Here is a 15,286-nt window from a genome sequence, read left to right on the forward strand (position 1 = left end):
GTGGTTCAGGCCGCGTGTGCGGGCCTGTTGATTGTCTCAAACTCGATCGGGGTAAGCCGGCCCAGGCGTCTTTGCCGTCGGCGCCGGTGGTAGGTGCGTTCGATCCAGGTCACGATCGCCAGGCGTAGCTCGTGGCGGGTGTGCCAGCGTTGCCGGTCGAGGACGTTGCGTTGCAGTAGGGCGAAGAACGATTCCATCGCCGCGTTGTCACCGCAGGCGCCGACGCGCCCCATCGAGCCGACCAATCCGTTGCGGTGCAACGCTTTCACGAACTTTCTGGACCCTGACTGCCCCTGTCGGAGTGCACGATCGTGCCGGCCGGGCTGCGCAGGCGAGCCGCGTTCGACAGCGCCGCGACGGCCAGGGACGCCTTCATCCGTGAGTCGATGGAGTAGCCGACGATCCGGCCAGAGTACACGTCCTTGATCGCACACAGGTAGAGCTTGCCCTCGCCGGTGGGGTGTTCGGTGATATCGGTCAGCCACACCCGGTTCGGCGCGTCGGCGGTGAAACGGCGTTGCACCAGGTCGTCGTGCACCGGCGGCCCGGCCCTTCTCGTGAGGCCTCTGCGTTTGGCGAACACCGACCAGATCCGCTGCTGTGAGCAGAGCCTGGCCACCCGGTTGACGCCGGCGGTGAGCCGTGGGCAGGTAGTTCATCCGCGATGAACCGGTACCCGAACGCCGGGTCGTCGGCGTGGATGTCGAGAGCGGCGTTGATCAGATAGGCGTCTTCCAGGTCCCGGCGGGCGACCGGGCTGTTCTTCCACGCGTAGTAGGCCTGCTTGCTGAAGCCCAGCACCCGGCAGGTCACCGCGACGGGGATCCCGTCCGCGGCCAGGTCACCGACCAGCGGGTACGTCATTTTGGGGCGATCTCCTTGGCGAAGAACGCCGCCGCCCTGCGCAGGATCTCGTTCTCCTGCTCCAGCAGCTTGTTGCGTCGTCGCAGCTCCCGCAGCTCCGCCGACTCGGAGCTGGTGGTGCCGGGGCGGATCCCGTCGTCGGCGTCGGCGATCTTCAACCAGCGGTGCAGGCACGACTCGGAAATCCCGAAGTCCTTCGCGATCTGGGCGATGGGCGCCTCGCCCTTGCGGGCAACCGCGACCACGTCACGGCGAAACTCCGGCGGGAACGCTTACGGCATGGCAGACATCCTTCCAGCGAGGAACGCATCCTCACAGGTCAGGAGTCAACCGAACTGGGGGCAGTCCCTTTGATCGCTAGCGCATGAGGTATTGAAGGGAGATTTGAAGTACGCCAACCCGGCCCCGACCTGGTCCGTTGATACGCTGACAGGCGTGACGGCGGCGGTGTGGGTGTCGGTGTGGTCCAGCTGACCTGGCACGGGCACAGCATGGTGTGGATCGAGGATTCCGGGACCCGGCTGTTGACCGACCCGCTCCTGCGTGACCGGCTCGCCCACCTGCGCCGCCGCCGCGGGCCTACCCCGCAGCTGCGGGGCGCCCCGGACGCCGTACTCGTGTCGCACCTGCACGCCGACCACCTGGACTTCGCCTCGCTGCGCCGGCTGCCCGAGCACACCGCGCTGGTCGTGCCGGCCGGTGCCGCGCGCCTGGTCCGCCAGGGCCTGGGCGCGGCGGCCGGCGGCCGTTGCACGGAGCTGGCGCCCGGCGACGGCACCACCATCGGCAACGTGACGGTCACCGCCGTGCCCGCGGCCCACCACGCAGGCCGCGGTCCGTGGTCCCGGCACCAGGCACCCGCCGTGGGCTACCTGGTCCACGGCGCTGCGCGCACCTGGTTCGCCGGCGACACCGGCCTCTTCGACGGGATGGCCACGCTGGGGCCGGTGGACCTGGCGCTGGTCCCGGTCGGCGGATGGGGGCCCACGCTCGGCCCCGGTCACCTCGACCCGGCGGACGCCGCCGAGGCGGTACGGCGTGCGGCGGCGGCACGGGCCGTGCCGATTCACTTCGGCACCTTCTGGCCGGTCGGCTGCGACCGGATCCGCCCTGACCGGTTCTTCCGACCGGGCGATGACTTCGCCCGGCACGCCGAAGCGGTCTCGCCGGGCACCCGGGTGTCTGTGCTGCGGCCGGGCGAGTCGTTGACGGTGCGCCGGCTGTGACGGCGACGCTCGGCGCGCTGGGCGGGCTCGTCGTGGTGGTGCTGGTCGGCTCCCTCGTGCCGGTGGTGCCGACCGGCGCGGCGGTCAGCGGTGCCGCCGCCCTCGCCGCCCACCAGCATCCGGTGACGGTGGTTTTCGTGGTGATCGCCGGCGCGATCGGGGCGTACGCGGGCGACCTGGCGACCTACCGCATGCTCGGCTGGGGTGGCGAGCGCGTCGCCCGGCGGCTGCACTGGCTGCGTGGACCGCAGCGGGTCGGCCGGGTGTCGGCGCAGGTGCGCGAGGGGCTCGTCCCGATGCTTCTGGTATCCCGGCTCATCCCGGGCGGCCGGCTGCCGGTGCTGCTGGCGGCGGCTGTGGCCGGGCTGGCCTGGCGGCGCTTCGCCGTCGCCAACGCGCCAGCCAGCCTGCTGTGGTCGGTGCTCTACGCTGCGATCGGCATCCTCGGGCGAGCGATCTTTCCCGAGCCGTGGCAGAGCGTGGTCGCCGCGATCCTGATCGTCGTGCTGATCAGCCAGGGGCTGAGGTGGGTGAGCCGGCGCCGGACGCTGCCGGAGAATCCCCCGGCGGGGCCGTAGCCGGCACCAGCGTGCCCGTTGTTCGCGCTACGCGTCCGGATCGTGGCCCGCGTCGTTGTCCAGCTCCCGGCCCTCGCGGTCGTTCCGGGTGGCGGCGTGGTCGTCCGGCTGGCGAAGGCCGAGCTGGCGCATCCAGGCGAGCAACTGACTGTGTACGGCCTCCGGGCCGACCAGCTCGCCCTCCTGTGACCAGTCGGCAGGGTGGATTAGCAGTGCCTCCGTCTGCCAGCCGCCAAGTCCTCCGTGGGAGCCGATCAGCTCCTCGAAGGCCGTCACCTCCTCCAGGCCCGGGTCCACCGCGCTGATCACCACCAGGTCGCCCACGTGGTCCATCGCCTGGTGGCGCAGCAGGTCCTGACGCGCCCACCGGCCGTACGGCGCCAGCGGATCGTCGCCGTCGACCTGCCCGTTCCGCAAGCGGTGGCAGCCGCGCGCCCCGAACGCCAGCGGCCCGGCGGCGGAGTCGACGACCACCAGCCCGATGCCGGGGTGCGCGGCCAGGCCGTCGATCAGCCCCGGGACGACGTCGTCGATGCGCTCGCGGGTCAGCCGCCCCGGATGGTGGGGCAGATAGATCATCGCGAGGTTCCCGGACGCCACCACCAGGGTCTCCGGATCGGTACGGGTGACCGCCTCCTCCCGGTCGGCCGGCCCGAGGCTGACCTCGCCCCCGTCCGTGTGCGCCCGTACCGCCGCCCGGGTCGCCGTGCCGGTCGCCCCGCCGCGGGTAGCCACCTCGGTGAGCAGCGTGTTGACCCGTCCCCACTCCTCGACCGGCCCGGCGGCCTCAGCGGTCGTCGCGGCCCTGATCGGAGTGGGGGGCTGCAGCCGGCCGTCGGGAGTAACCGGCCGCACCTTCGGCGCGGCAAACCGGGCAACCACCTGGGCCAGCGACTCGCCGTACCGCTGGCGGAAGGTGTCGCCCTGGCTCTGCCCGTGGTCGCTCAACACGACGATGTGGTACCGCCGCGCCGCCTCGGCCGCCAGACGCTGCAGGATGCCGAGCGTGTGATCGAGCGCCTCGAGAATCGCCAGCGCCTGCGGGCGGGCCGGTCCGGCGTGGTGGGCCACCTCGTCATAGTCGAGGAAGTCGCAAAAGATCACTGGGGCGCCGCTGGCCATCTGCTCGGCGACGAGCGACACGTTGAGGTCGCTGAGCAGGCTCGACATCGGACGCAGCGCCAGGTAAGAGCCGCTGCGGCGGCCGCTGGGCTGTACCCCGCGCAGCCGCTGCCGCCGCGCCTCGTACAGCTCGCGGAGCACCTGCCCGGCGCCGCGCACGACCGCACGGGCGAAACCGTACGGGCTGGCCATGAACGCCGCGTAGCCCCGGGTGAATCGTCCGGGCAGCGCGGCTCGGCTCACCGTGAGCAGGCTGGTGGGGGCGTCGCCGGAGAAGGCCGTGCTGATGCTGACACCACCGTCCCGCAGCAGACCCTGCCCGGTGGACAGCCGCCGCTCGATCTCGGCGGCGTCGCGGGGTCGGCTGGTCACCATGAGACGGCCGGTGGAGCGCACGCCGTTGCCGCTTGTTGTTGCCTTCTCATACCAGCGATAGGCCGGCACGCGACGCACCTCTCCGTGTAGCAGGCCCGCCTGCGCCGCAGGCGTGGTGGCGGGAAGCCCGGTATGCCAGCGGGTCATCCGGTGGCTGCGCGAGCGCAGCCACCGGCCGATCGTGGGAAGGTTGCCGGCACGTATGGCCCACTGCACCAGCGGTGCCGACACGCCGTCGAGTTGGACGATGAGCAAGCCGTCGGCTGCCTGCACGTCGCGTTTCCGCCGTTGTCGCCGCCACACCGGGCGCCAGCGACGCTCCGGCCTACGCCGCACCCGGCTCATCAACCACAACAGCTCGCTGACGAACGCGTCATCGGTGCCGGCGTCGGCGAGCCAGTTGATGATCGCGGCGAGCGCCACCGCGAGCCACGCGGCGGCGAATGCGTCGGCGAACCCGGCCACATGCGCTCCCGGGTCTAGGCGCAACGCGACGTACATGACGACAGCCTGCACGCACACGCCGATGGCAAGAGCGCCAAGTCCGCCGAGCCCGGTGGCCAGGGCGAAAAGCAGCGGGCGCAGCACCGCGCCGATCCCGGCGACCAGGCCAACCAACCACAGAATCGCAACCAACCCGCTGGCAGTGACCCCGGGCAGCAGCCACAGCGTCGCGCTGAGCACCACGAACGAGGTCGCCATGCTGCGCAGCAGCCCGCGGACCCGCGCTACCGTCGGCCGGTAGTCGCGCAGCACGCGCAGGCCGACGCGGACGGGCTCGCGCAGCGTGCGGCGTGCCTCGGCGTCCCCGTCCGGCTCCATTTCGTCACCATGCCATATCGGAGCTGTCAAGATCGGCGCGAGTGGGATCAGTCATTCAGGCGCGGCTTGTTTGGGTCTTCGTGGTCGATGCACCCTCTACCGGAGACCTCGCTGTCTATCGATCACCGACGCGCCGGGCCATCATCAGCCGACGCCAGCACGTCACGGCCGAAGAAGGCCTGGTTGCCGGCTGGACCGACGTCGAGCACCCGGTCGTACCACGCCTGAACACCGGCCGCGCCTCCCCGTCCACCATCACGGGAGGCTAGAACCCGGGCGCTCCGGCCCGCGCACCGGGCGGACCGGACCGGGCCGACCCCGACGCCCGGCAGATCCCCGGCGCCAGGAAGTACTGGGTATCGTGTCGCAACACTCGCGAGGGTCGGCCGGGTCGTACGCTGCGCGGGTGGGCAAGGGCAAGAGGCAACAGGCGGCGACCAGCCGCCAGGCGACCGACGCGGCGTACCGCGAGGCGTTGGGTGTGCCCGCCGGCGAGAAGCTCCCGCAGCAGGTCGGCACGGGCAGCCCCGCCGGCGGCACCGGGGTATACCGGGGCAGGGACCGCAAGGCCAAGCCCACTGAGTGGCGAGGCCGCTACACCCCGGACGTGAAGGTCACCGCCGCGCAGGTCCGGGCCGAAACGTGCCCCCGCTGCCTGGCCGGTCCCGGCAAGCCGTGCCGCAACCAGACCGGGGGCGCCGTCTCGGCCGGTCACGCCGCCCGCCGGACACTGGCACAGCGCGCCGAGGTCAAGCACCTGCGCGGCCGCCGCCACGATAAGGAACTCCCGCTGCCGCGCGGCGAGCACCAGCAGTTAGTCGCCCGCGCCGAGCGGGCGCGCCAGGAGCGGTCTCCCCGCGCCGACCCCACCACCGGCAAGAAGGTGCTCTCCGTCGCGGCCGCCTTCACCCGCGACTACACCGCCCGTCCGGCCAAGCCGCCACGCCAGCAGGGTGGTGCCGGCGGCAGGAAGCCGGCCAGCGCCACATAGCGGCCGCCCGGACCGGTGCGCCAAACGGCGTCGTACAAGCCGGATACGGTGACCGCCATGGGTTCCGCGCACGCCCCCGACCCGCCGCGGTCTGCCGAAGATGACGCCGACCAGGCCCGCTGGTTCGCCATCAGCCTCGACGACGCCACCCCGGAGCGGGTCGCCGCGGTGACCGCGGCGCTCGTAAAGACCTGGCAGGCGGACGTGGACCGACTGGCGGCGGCGCGCGCGGTGTGCCGACGCCGCGACGGCGAGGGAAACGAGGACGGCTGGCGGGAGACGGTCGAGGGCTGGAAGCGGCGCACGTCCTGGAGCCAGCGCACGTACCGCTCGATGTCCGCGCGTGTGGTCGACAGTGGCTGCAGCTCGTGGCCAGTGCACCAGGTCAGGAAGACACGCAGGTCGGACTCGCTGTGCAACCGCGTGTCACCGCGGTACCGACCGAGGTAGGCGGCAACCGCCGCACGGAGAATCACACGATCAGGAGAGACGACACCGGGACCGGAAGCGGGAGAGGTAGTCATACCTCACGGTGCGTCACCAGTCACAATCAGCGCCAACACCCTCCGCGCGGCAGAGGAGGACGTCCGCACGAGTGTGCGGGTCGTAGGCAGATACTCGATTCGTGGCACAGAGTGAACGACGTCCCGACTCCGAAGCGCGCCGAGCCGCGGTCGACGGCGTGGCGGCTTGTGTGACTTTCAGTCGTACTTGTCACCACCGAGTCGCCGTGAGCTGCCGCTTGGCTCGCTTCTGTCAGCGATAGTTGTCACCGGATCGACGCATCGCAGCATCACCCGAGTAGTCATCCAGCGCGATGCCCACCTCCGGTGAGCCGGCGCCGCCGGTGCGTTCACCCGGGCGGCCGTCGACCGCTTCGTCACCGGCGTACGTCCCGCCGCCGGCGCACCTGACCCGGGCGTCACCGGCTCGGCGCCCTGCGGGGGTGCCCGTTGGCCGAGCCCGTGGAGTCGTCCACCAGGCGGGTACGCAGACTCAGCCACCACGGCACAAGCTGGACGACGCCGAACGCCACCTCGACAACGAAGAACAGCCACAGCACCCGGAAGGCGCCGTGGGCCAGCGCGTACGCCTGCCCCATCGCGAACAGCGTGCGCGCGACGCCGTCGGCTAGTCCGTGCACCGGCAGCGGCTTGACGATGCGCAGGAGGGCCCAGACAACTACGACCGAACCCATCAGATTCGCGTACAGGGTCATCACCGGGTCGAGGGCGGGCAGGACGCCTAGCCCAAGCGCGCCACCCAGCGACGACAACGCGCGGTGCAACAGCGCGTACGTCCACGGCGTCGCGAATCCCGCCGTGACGACGAGGTCGTACCAGGCACTCGCGCGTACGACGCGAAGATAGGCGGGGCGGGAAGGGGCGAAAAGGCGGATCACGATGAGGCTCCTGTTGGTCTCACGGCAGCGACGCCTCACGGTAAACAGTGGAGTACGCTCCAAGGTCAAGCCCATAATCCGGCGGAGGGTCATGCGTATCGGAGAGCTGGCCGCGCAAGCGGGTATGACCAGGGATACCATTCGGTTCTACGAGAAGGTCGGCCTCGTCACAGGTCGACGGCTGGCCAACGGCTATCGCGACTTCCCGCCCGAGACAGTGGCCTGGCTGCTCTATGTCCGCACCGCGCAGACGCTCGGGTTCTCGCTGGCGGAGATCGCACGGCTCGGCGAGGAACTGCGTGACGCGCCGGACGCCGCTGAGGCGTTGTCTGCGCTGTTCGAGGAGAAGATTCAGATCATCGACGCGCGCATGGCCGAACTCTCCGCCCTGCGGGCCGACCTCGACACGCGCGTCGGCACCGGATGCCCGTTGCGGGCGGCCAGCCAAGCCGGCTGAGCGCCGGGCCACCCGAGCGGCGGCGCGACGCCGAAGAGGCACAGCCGGTGCTGTTCATCCCGATGATGCCGATGGCCTTCATCAGCTCCGCCTTCGCCCCGGTCAGCCTCCTGCCCGCCGGGCTGCGTCAGATCGGACAGGCCAATCCCCATCGCCGAGTGCTGACCTCTGCGGCCGACCTCCTCGAGCTGGCCAGGCAAGTCGGTGCCGGTGGCGTCGCCTGCGAACTGAAGAACCTGATCTTCGCCGCCAACGGGCCCAAACCGGAGATCGTGTTCCGCGACGCGATCAACAACGACATCGCCGTGGTGAAGAACGAGCGGTACTGCCTGATCTACGACCGACCGCTTGGTGCCGACGGGTTGACGTGGCAGGACCTGACCACCTGGTGGGCGCAGCGGGAGGGACTTTTCGCTGAGGAGCGGGAGATCGCGAGATCGCTGCACCAGCGGTTGATGCAGTCGCTGGCCAACGACGCGGAGAGGCGCATCATGCACGCCTACGCGCGCCGCTACATCCGGTACGGCCCGAACATCCCAGCCCTCATTCCCCAGGTGTATCTGCACTACGACCCCTACGCCAGATCCGAGCGGGGAGCGGCCGCCGCGGTCTTGGCCCGTCAGCGCATGGACTTCCTACTGCTGCTGCCCAACCGGGGCCGGATCGTCATCGAATGCGACGGGATCCAGCACTACGCCGATGACCTCCGTCGCGCCGACCCTCGCCGGTACGCCGAGATGGTCGCCGAGGATCGGGCGCTGCGGCTGCGGGGTTACGAGGTCTACCGCTTCGGCGGGTACGAGTTGACCGAGGGCCCCGAGTGCGAGGCGCTGCTGGACACGTTCTTCGACCAGCTGGCCAGGAGGCACACCACGTGACGCTGTCGTGGACCGGTTAGCACGCTGACCTGGTCCGGCTGGGTCCGGGCGCATGACACCCCGCGAAGCACTCTCGCAGGGCCCACTCGAACGGGACCTGCCTGCCCTCGCCCACGAGGTGGGTCTATCACCCGGCGACGATGAGCGCTGCTTCGGCGAAAGCGCCCCTCGTCGAGCGCAGAACATGGCCGGGCTCTCCGGGGCAGGCCAGCCGTTGATCACCGAGAGCAGCTGGAGGTACCGCTCCCTGCGTGGGTCGTTCGCGGTCTGCAGCTGGATCAACGGCCGGTGCCGAAGGTCGACGTCGTCCGGGCGACTACGGACGTGCGCGTACTGAGCCGTGACTGCCGCGACGACCGGATCAGCCTGGGGCGAGGCCGGGTCGATGCCGGCTGCCAGGGCAGGGCCGACCTGGTCACGGACCACCGCGGCCGCGTCGCGGCGCACGCCCCGGCTGTCGCTCTCGGCGCGCTCCGCCGCATACTGCTCGGCCATGCGCCGCATGCTGGCGCGGAAATCCGGATCCTGGGACAGTTCGGCCAACTCCACCCACGCCTCGACCTGCCGCGGTCGGAGTAGAAGCGGAGGCTCCGTTGCGTTGAGCGTCGCCAAGATCGAGGCAGACTTGAGCAGTGAAGTCGTCGAACCGACCTGACTCGTGGTTGCCTCCGAGGTCGGCGTTCGCAGCACAGACCCGGTGGCGGGCCGTCAACGCACCCCACCTCGTCGCGCTGGTCCGTGCCGGCGCGGTATTCAAGAACGGCAAGCTCATCGAACGACCCGACGAATCAGAGGGTGGTGATCAGCAAGTCGCGTGACACGCCGATCCACTCACCCATCGCCCTCCCTGCCCGCCGCCGTCGCGCGTGCCGTCTCCGGGATACGCGTTTCCGCAGCCGCTGACAAGGGTCACGATCGTCATCTGACAAGACCCGCCTGATTCCTCCCGGCTTGACGCATGCCGATAACGGTATATGATGGCGTCCATGGCACGAGCAGCGACGACGTCGGACGTCTTCAACGCGATCGCCGAGCCGCAGCGCCGGGAGATCCTGGTACTGCTGCGGGCGGGTGAGCGGCCGGTGACCGAGTTGGCCCAGGAACTGGGGATGACCCAGCCGGGGGCGTCCAAACACCTGCGGGTGCTCCGGGAGGTCGGGCTGGTGCGGGACCGCAAGGCAGGCAAGCAGCGCCTGTACGGCCTTGACGCCAGCGGGCTGCGACCGGTCCACGAGTGGACCGGCGGGTTCGAGCGGTTCTGGAACGAGAGCTTCGACCGGCTGGACGCGTACGTGCAGGACCTGAAGCAGGCAAGGCAGGAGGAGTAGCTGATGAGCGAGATGGGACGAGGAGCGCCGGCGCAGTCCGCGACGGCTGACCGCGAGATCGTGATCTCCCGGGTCATCGACGCCCCACGGGAGCTGGTGTTCGAGGCGTTCACCGAGGTGCGGCACCTGTCGCGGTGGTGGGGGCCGGAGGGGTTCACCACGACCACGCGGTCCTTCGAGTTCCGCGTCGGCGGGGAGTGGGACTTTGTGATGCACGGGCCGGACGGGACGGACTACCAGGAGTGGATCTCCTGGACCGAGATCGTCCCGCCCGAGGGGATCGCGCTGCTGCACGGTGAGTCCCGCGGCGACCCGAACGCCTTCGAGTCGATCCTCACGTTCGCGCCCGACGGCGCGGCGACCCGGATCGAGATGCGCACGGTGTTCCCCACCAAGGAGCTGCGCGACGAGGCGGTCGAGAAGTACCACGCGATCGAGGGCGGCCAGCAGACCCTGAGCAACCTGGCTGCCTACGTCACCGAGATCGTTCGGAAGGGAGCTGAGGGCTGATGGCCGGGAAGGTGTTCTTCAGCGTGTCGATGTCGCTGGACGGTTTCATCGCGCCCGAGTCCCTCGAGGACTTGATGGGGCAGCAGTGGATGGAACTGCAGCAGTGGATATTCCCGCAGCGCTTCCTCCGGGAGAACCTGAAGCTCGGCGAGGGCGGCGAGGAAGGGCGCGACAACGACATCGTGCGGGAGACGTTCGAGCGCACCGGCGCGAGCGTGATGGGCAAGCGCATGTTCGACGCCGGCGAGCAGGCGTGGCCGGAGGAGGCGCCGTTCCACACGCCGGTGTTCGTCGTGACGCACGAGAAGCGTGACCCCTGGGAGCGGCCGGCTGGGACCACCTTCCACTTCGTCAACGACGGCATCGAGCCCGCGCTCGACCAGGCCCGCGAGGCCGCCGGCGACCGAGACGTCCGCATCGCGGGCGGCGGCGCAACGATCCTGGAGTACGTGAACGCCGGCCTGATCGACGAGTTCTCGATCGCGCTGTCGCCCGTGCTGTTCGGCTCCGGAATCCGCCTGTTCGAGGGCGTGGACGCGGGCCGCGTGGCCCTGGAGCCGGTCCGCGCGGAGCCCTCCCCGAGGGTGACGCACCTGACCTACGCCGTCCGGGAGCGGTAACTGTCTCGACCTCAGCGCTCCCCCGCCGAGGTCAGCAGCGCGGTGAGATCCTCGACGCTCTGAGCGTCAGGAAGGGCGAGCGTTCGGGCCGCGATCTCGGCCGCGCGCTCCTCCTGGAGGGACCTCACGGCGTTGTCATCGAACTTTCTCGCCAGCTCAGGCTTCGCCAGCGAGTCACCAAGGGCCCCGGCTCCCGCGCCGCCGGCGTCGCGATGGCGTTCAAGCTCATCGAATCAGCACAGACCCGGTGGCGGGCCGTCAACGCACCCCACCTCGTCGCGCTGGTCCGTGCCGGCGCGGTATTCAAGAACGGCAAGCTCATCGAACGACCCGACGAATCAGAGGGTGGTGATCAGCAAGTCGCGTGACACGCCGATCCACAGGCCTTGACTATTCCTCAGGACACGGTGACCGCAGCCTTGCACCAGCTGGACAACCGGTACCAGCAGTTCCGACGCCTGAAAGTTGGATCGGGCCGTACCGCGGGCTACCGGATGGTCACGGACGCCGAACTGGCCGCACTCCGCGTCAGCGGCAGCGTGGTGTGGGAGAACCAGCGGTATGGGTCGGTGTATGTGGTTGATGAACCGGGCCTGCGTCAACAGCTCTGCGAGGCCATCCCCGTAATACACCTCGGCCAAGTCGATGCCATCGACGCCGTACGTCAGGCATTCCCTGACGTGCAGTGGACCCTCGTCGCTCCTACCTGCCCCAGAGACGTTGCAGAGCGGCGAGTTGTTCAAAGGAAGACCGGCGACGCGGCGGAACGGCTTAGGGCATGGGAAGAGACGGAGGCAGTCCCTGGTGCCGACATCACCATCGACACGTCCAAGACTCTTCCCCACGTGGCGGCGAAGCTGATCGACCGGGCAGCGCGAAACAGCGCCCCACGCCCCTGATCTCGGATGTCCGTCAAAGCGGGTCAGGCCCGGAAGTATCTGAGTTGAGTCGCGTCATCAAGCGACTGACGACCGCCTGGGGGGACGCATCGTTGATGATGGACCTGGTGACGGCAGCTACGGCGGCGGACGAGAAGCAGCGCGAAGCCGCAGTTGCCCTCCTGCCCATCGGAAGCTTCGAACAGCACGTAGACTTCCTGCCACTCATCACCGATACCGTCGTTGCCTCGGCGATCGCCCGCAACATCTCGCGCGCCTACCCGACCCTGCTGCTTCCACCGATCACCATCTCGTGTTCGCACGAGCACGCCAGCTGGCGCGGCACCGTCAGCTCCCGGACGCTCTACCAGATCGTGGCGGATGTGGCGGTGTCCTTGACCCGCTCCGGCGTTGAGCACTTGGTCCACATCAACGGCCACGGCGGCAACTACAGGTCCGTGCTGTGCGCCATGGTCAAGCCGTTCATGGCAGCGGGCCGTCGGTTTCCGCAGTCGCGCTGAGGCAATCCCGGATCAGCGCGATCACGGTGTCGGCGGTCCGGTCGAGGTGACTGCGGCCATCGGGTAGCCCGGCCTCCGGGCTGATGTAGCTGCGCGGACCGACGTGGGTGGCCGGGTCGAGCCGATGCACGGTGATCTTCCCTTCGCGGTCGGCCCGGTTCCATCCGCTCCGGCGGAACAGCCGCCACCGCTGCGGGAAGATCCAGGTGCCGACTCGCTCAATCTGGTCGCCGGAACTGGTCAGCCGGTAGAGGTGCTGGGCGTGGCTGATGTCGTTGGCGCCGTTGTGGAACCCGCCGAGAGTGATCAGCCAGAGCGGGGAGCGCAGCTGGGACCACAGTTCGTCCACCGCGCCGGTGGCGACCTGGGCGCCGCCGCTGTAACTGAGCAGTACCACGGGGATACCGCTGTCACGCCGGTAACCGGCGAACCGGAGCTGAGCGGCGATCTGCGAGCCGACGGCGCGGTTGTACAGGGGACGGTACCGCCGGTCGGCGGCGACGAAGATCTGCATCACGTTGTGCAGGAACAGCACCAGCCCGATGTGGCGGCGCAGCCATGTCCACACCGGCCGGTCGGCGAGCGGAACGGCCAGCGGAGAGTAGGGCTGCGCCTGGCCCAGCACCCTGAGCTCCGGCGCTCCGTCGATCAGGGACCTGACCAGTCGGCCGCCGTCGCGGGTGTCGTGGAAGCGGCGTTTCCCGATGCCGTCCAGATAGACCAGGTAGGCGTAAGGAGGGCGGTCCGGGTCAGCGCCCCGGGCGGAGGGCATGCCCGTGGGGAGGGCGATGGTGGGAGTTCGCCAGCCTGCGGCATAGACCAGCACCTCGTAGCGGGCGAGCAGAGCTTCGGCGAGCAGGACCAGCCCGATCCCGCCGAGCAGCAGCAGGAGCGCAAACTCGATCATGTGAGTGGCTCCGGTGCTCTTGGCGAATTGAACCTCACGACCAGGCGGCGGACGCCCTCGACAGCGACGCCAAGCCCGATTCCCGCGACGGCTACGCAGCCGGCGGCATCCCACCAGCCGAGCCCGGCCACCGTGGCGAGCGCTGCGGCGAGGCCGGCCCCCACTCCCACCATGAGCACAAAGTGCAGCAGCGGCCCGAGCAGCGGGAACGCGAGGACTGCGGCAAGCAGCAGCGGGGCGGCCAGGCCTGGTGTCCAGACCAGCGCGGCCTCGTCGGACGGTGAGGTGGGCAGCACCAGCTCGGCAAGGGTCCACGCGGACAGCGGCCAGAGCGCGAATACCGCGCCGTTGACCAGGGCGCCGGCCAGCATCAACCCGACCACCCTGGCGTGCGACACGCCGGACAGGCGTGCCACCACGGGCAGGAGACGCCCGGCGGCCTCGGACAGCCCGGCGAACAGCAGCAGGATGGCGACGACGGGGGACATCGGTCAGCCCTGCGGTGGCAGATCGGCAGAGCCCGGCTGAGTGACCGGGCCGGTCTGCTGCACATAGCGCTCGAGTTCGTCGGCGGCGCGCGGATAGCCGCCTGCCTGACGCTGGGCGACCTGCAGGGTGCTCGCGGCGGCCCGGAATCGGGGCTCGTCGAGCAGGCGCTGGGCGAGGGCGCGCACGACCTCCACGGTGACGTCCTCGGTGCGGATCGAGAGACCGGCACCGAGCTCGACGACGCGGGAAGCCACCAACGGCTGGTCAGCCCCCTGCGGGACCACCAGCATCGGGACGCCGGCGTACAGGGCCTCGTTGACGCTGTTCACCCCGCCGTGGGTGACGAACAGCGCTGCGCGGGCCAGCACCTCCGGCTGCGGTACGGAGCGGTGGGCGACCACGTTGGCCGGCAGCGGACCGAGCGCGGCGGGATCGGTGCGTCCGGTGGAGACGATCACGGTGCCACCCAGCGGGGCGAGCGCGTCGGCGAAGCTGCGCAGCAGCCGCGGGCCGACGTCGAACAACGTGCCCATTGAGGCGTACAGCACCGGGTCCCGCAGCCGATCGACCGGGAACGACGAGTCGGCTGGGCGGGCACCGATACTCGGTCCGACGAACCGGTAGGACTGGTCGAAACTGTCGGCCTCGGGGTGGAGCGCCCGCGAGGTGTAGACCAGGTTGAGCGGCTGACGGATGTTCGCCAGGTCGATCAGGGGCAGCGCACGCGTGTCGTACCGGCGGCGCAGCTCCCAACGCGACCTCAAGTACCCCCCGGCGTGCCGGGGCAGGGCCGCCGCCGCGGCGAACAGCTCCCAGGAGCCGCGGGTGGGGCTGGGCATGTGCCGGTTGAACGCGAACGTGGTGAACGACGACGCTGCCGGCACGTCGAGTTCCCGGGCGGCCACCGGCCCCCACGGGCAGAGGGAGTCGTGCACGATCAGATCGGGCCGGGCGCCGCGCAGATCGGTGAGGACGGCGGGCAGCACGCGTACGGCGGTGCGCGCAAGCTGATCCATCAGCGTGACCGGTGTGCCGGAGAGCGGTTGGTCATCCCCGGAGTAGAGGAGCACTCGCGCGCCGGTGGCCGCGATCTCCTCGGCGTAGGCGGACGTCGTGTGGTAGGTGACGGAGTGGCCACGACGAACAAGCTCGGCCACGACCGGCAGCGTCGGGTTGATGTGCCCGTGCATGGCGATGTTGAGGAATGCGACTGCGCTCATCGGCCGACCCCGGACAGGAAAGGAGTCAGTGTCCGGCAACATGTAGCGATCAGGGCTGACGGGAACGGAATCGGGGTCCCTACGGGGCCCCTTTTTCG

The 15,286-nt window shown here is 70.0% G+C and carries 17 protein-coding genes and 3 pseudogenes; 14 read left to right on the plus strand and 6 right to left on the minus strand.

Annotated elements, in window-relative coordinates; genetic code table 11:
* Nucleotides 1-5: 5 nt before the first annotated feature.
* Nucleotides 6-1,109: pseudogene (locus tag ACTWO6_RS14180) on the minus strand (IS3 family transposase).
* Nucleotides 1,110-1,325: 216 nt separating this feature from the next.
* On the opposite strand from ACTWO6_RS14180, the gene ACTWO6_RS14185 reads away from it, so the two are divergent.
* Nucleotides 1,326-2,090, plus strand: a complete 765-nt coding sequence (locus tag ACTWO6_RS14185; protein ID WP_446220081.1) for an MBL fold metallo-hydrolase — start codon at nucleotides 1,326-1,328, stop codon at nucleotides 2,088-2,090.
* Nucleotides 2,087-2,668, plus strand: coding sequence for a DedA family protein (locus tag ACTWO6_RS14190; protein ID WP_446220082.1), 582 nt, complete (start codon nucleotides 2,087-2,089; stop codon nucleotides 2,666-2,668). The genes ACTWO6_RS14185 and ACTWO6_RS14190 overlap by 4 nt, the downstream gene beginning before the upstream one ends.
* Before the next feature lie 27 nt (nucleotides 2,669-2,695).
* On the opposite strand, the gene ACTWO6_RS14195 is transcribed toward ACTWO6_RS14190, so the two are convergent.
* Entirely contained in the window at nucleotides 2,696-4,987 is a 2,292-nt protein-coding gene (locus tag ACTWO6_RS14195) for an alkaline phosphatase family protein (protein WP_446220083.1), read from the minus strand.
* Between the two features lie 406 nt (nucleotides 4,988-5,393).
* Here ACTWO6_RS14195 and ACTWO6_RS14200 point away from each other — a divergent pair, with 406 nt between their 5' ends.
* Nucleotides 5,394-5,978 (plus strand): hypothetical protein, encoded by a 585-nt coding sequence (locus ACTWO6_RS14200; RefSeq protein WP_446220084.1) that lies wholly within the window; start codon nucleotides 5,394-5,396, stop codon nucleotides 5,976-5,978.
* Between the two features lie 57 nt (nucleotides 5,979-6,035).
* Nucleotides 6,036-6,428: a hypothetical protein gene (locus ACTWO6_RS14205; protein ID WP_446220085.1), complete on the plus strand. Its 393-nt coding sequence runs from the start codon at nucleotides 6,036-6,038 to the stop codon at nucleotides 6,426-6,428.
* Nucleotides 6,429-6,900: 472 nt separating this feature from the next.
* Here the strand turns inward: ACTWO6_RS14205 and ACTWO6_RS14210 are convergent, their stop codons facing one another.
* The gene (locus ACTWO6_RS14210; protein WP_446220086.1) at nucleotides 6,901-7,380 is read right to left on the minus strand and encodes a hypothetical protein; all 480 of its coding nucleotides are present in this window, start codon (nucleotides 7,378-7,380) and stop codon (nucleotides 6,901-6,903) included.
* 91 nt (nucleotides 7,381-7,471) lie between these two features.
* Here ACTWO6_RS14210 and ACTWO6_RS14215 point away from each other — a divergent pair, with 91 nt between their 5' ends.
* The 10 genes and pseudogenes from ACTWO6_RS14215 (at nucleotide 7,472) to ACTWO6_RS14260 (ending at nucleotide 12,572) form a co-directional block, all read left to right on the plus strand.
* On the plus strand, nucleotides 7,472-7,837 hold the full coding sequence (locus ACTWO6_RS14215; RefSeq protein ID WP_446220087.1) for a MerR family transcriptional regulator: 366 nt from the start codon (nucleotides 7,472-7,474) through the stop codon (nucleotides 7,835-7,837).
* Nucleotides 7,838-7,884: 47 nt separating this feature from the next.
* Nucleotides 7,885-8,715, plus strand: a complete 831-nt coding sequence (locus ACTWO6_RS14220) for a hypothetical protein (RefSeq protein WP_446220088.1) — start codon at nucleotides 7,885-7,887, stop codon at nucleotides 8,713-8,715.
* Nucleotides 8,716-9,003: 288 nt separating this feature from the next.
* A complete protein-coding gene (locus tag ACTWO6_RS14225; protein ID WP_446220089.1) occupies nucleotides 9,004-9,294 on the plus strand; it encodes a hypothetical protein in 291 nt (96 codons plus the stop codon).
* Between the two features lie 104 nt (nucleotides 9,295-9,398).
* A pseudogene (locus ACTWO6_RS14230) lies at nucleotides 9,399-9,533 on the plus strand (IS256 family transposase); the annotation flags it as partial.
* Nucleotides 9,534-9,701: 168 nt separating this feature from the next.
* Nucleotides 9,702-10,043 carry an ArsR/SmtB family transcription factor gene (locus ACTWO6_RS14235; protein ID WP_446220090.1) on the plus strand — a complete coding sequence of 114 codons (342 nt, stop codon included), beginning with the start codon at nucleotides 9,702-9,704 and terminating at the stop codon, nucleotides 10,041-10,043.
* 3 nt (nucleotides 10,044-10,046) lie between these two features.
* Nucleotides 10,047-10,553, plus strand: coding sequence for an SRPBCC family protein (locus ACTWO6_RS14240; RefSeq protein ID WP_446220091.1), 507 nt, complete (start codon nucleotides 10,047-10,049; stop codon nucleotides 10,551-10,553).
* A complete protein-coding gene (locus ACTWO6_RS14245) occupies nucleotides 10,553-11,173 on the plus strand; it encodes a dihydrofolate reductase family protein (protein WP_446220092.1) in 621 nt (206 codons plus the stop codon). Before ACTWO6_RS14240 ends, ACTWO6_RS14245 begins: the two co-directional genes overlap by 1 nt.
* Before the next feature lie 155 nt (nucleotides 11,174-11,328).
* A pseudogene (locus tag ACTWO6_RS14250) lies at nucleotides 11,329-11,541 on the plus strand (IS256 family transposase); the annotation flags it as partial.
* Nucleotides 11,542-11,580: 39 nt separating this feature from the next.
* On the plus strand, nucleotides 11,581-12,072 hold the full coding sequence (locus tag ACTWO6_RS14255; protein ID WP_446220093.1) for a kinase: 492 nt from the start codon (nucleotides 11,581-11,583) through the stop codon (nucleotides 12,070-12,072).
* A gap of 44 nt (nucleotides 12,073-12,116) precedes the next feature.
* Nucleotides 12,117-12,572, plus strand: coding sequence for a creatininase family protein (locus tag ACTWO6_RS14260; protein WP_446220094.1), 456 nt, complete (start codon nucleotides 12,117-12,119; stop codon nucleotides 12,570-12,572).
* Here the strand turns inward: ACTWO6_RS14260 and ACTWO6_RS14265 are convergent.
* From ACTWO6_RS14265 to ACTWO6_RS14275, 3 genes are read right to left on the minus strand one after another with little or no spacing between them, the layout of a single operon-like run.
* On the minus strand, nucleotides 12,535-13,479 hold the full coding sequence (locus tag ACTWO6_RS14265) for a hypothetical protein (RefSeq protein WP_446220095.1): 945 nt from the start codon (nucleotides 13,477-13,479) through the stop codon (nucleotides 12,535-12,537). The two genes, ACTWO6_RS14260 and ACTWO6_RS14265, sit on opposite strands and share 38 nt — an antisense overlap.
* Nucleotides 13,476-13,967 (minus strand): hypothetical protein, encoded by a 492-nt coding sequence (locus tag ACTWO6_RS14270; RefSeq protein WP_446220096.1) that lies wholly within the window; start codon nucleotides 13,965-13,967, stop codon nucleotides 13,476-13,478. Before ACTWO6_RS14270 ends, ACTWO6_RS14265 begins: the two co-directional genes overlap by 4 nt.
* A gap of 3 nt (nucleotides 13,968-13,970) precedes the next feature.
* Entirely contained in the window at nucleotides 13,971-15,188 is a 1,218-nt protein-coding gene (locus ACTWO6_RS14275; protein ID WP_446220659.1) for a macrolide family glycosyltransferase, read from the minus strand.
* Nucleotides 15,189-15,286: the final 98 nt, after the last annotated feature.

The sequence above is a fragment of the Micromonospora sp. IBHARD004 genome (assembly GCF_052814115.1).

Bases quoted from the DNA above. Each gene is read 5' to 3' on its own strand.
- ACTWO6_RS14195 (WP_446220083.1), bottom strand. From the start codon at position 4,987: ATGGAGCCGGACGGGGACGCCGAGGCACGCCGCACGCTGCGCGAGCCC.
- ACTWO6_RS14205 (WP_446220085.1), top strand. From the start codon at position 6,036: ATGGGTTCCGCGCACGCCCCCGACCCGCCGCGGTCTGCCGAAGATGAC.
- ACTWO6_RS14215 (WP_446220087.1), top strand. From the start codon at position 7,472: ATGCGTATCGGAGAGCTGGCCGCGCAAGCGGGTATGACCAGGGATACC.
- ACTWO6_RS14235 (WP_446220090.1), top strand. From the start codon at position 9,702: ATGGCACGAGCAGCGACGACGTCGGACGTCTTCAACGCGATCGCCGAG.
- ACTWO6_RS14240 (WP_446220091.1), top strand. From the start codon at position 10,047: ATGAGCGAGATGGGACGAGGAGCGCCGGCGCAGTCCGCGACGGCTGAC.
- ACTWO6_RS14245 (WP_446220092.1), top strand. From the start codon at position 10,553: ATGGCCGGGAAGGTGTTCTTCAGCGTGTCGATGTCGCTGGACGGTTTC.
- ACTWO6_RS14265 (WP_446220095.1), bottom strand. From the start codon at position 13,479: ATGATCGAGTTTGCGCTCCTGCTGCTGCTCGGCGGGATCGGGCTGGTC.
- ACTWO6_RS14270 (WP_446220096.1), bottom strand. From the start codon at position 13,967: ATGTCCCCCGTCGTCGCCATCCTGCTGCTGTTCGCCGGGCTGTCCGAG.
- ACTWO6_RS14275 (WP_446220659.1), bottom strand. From the start codon at position 15,188: ATGAGCGCAGTCGCATTCCTCAACATCGCCATGCACGGGCACATCAAC.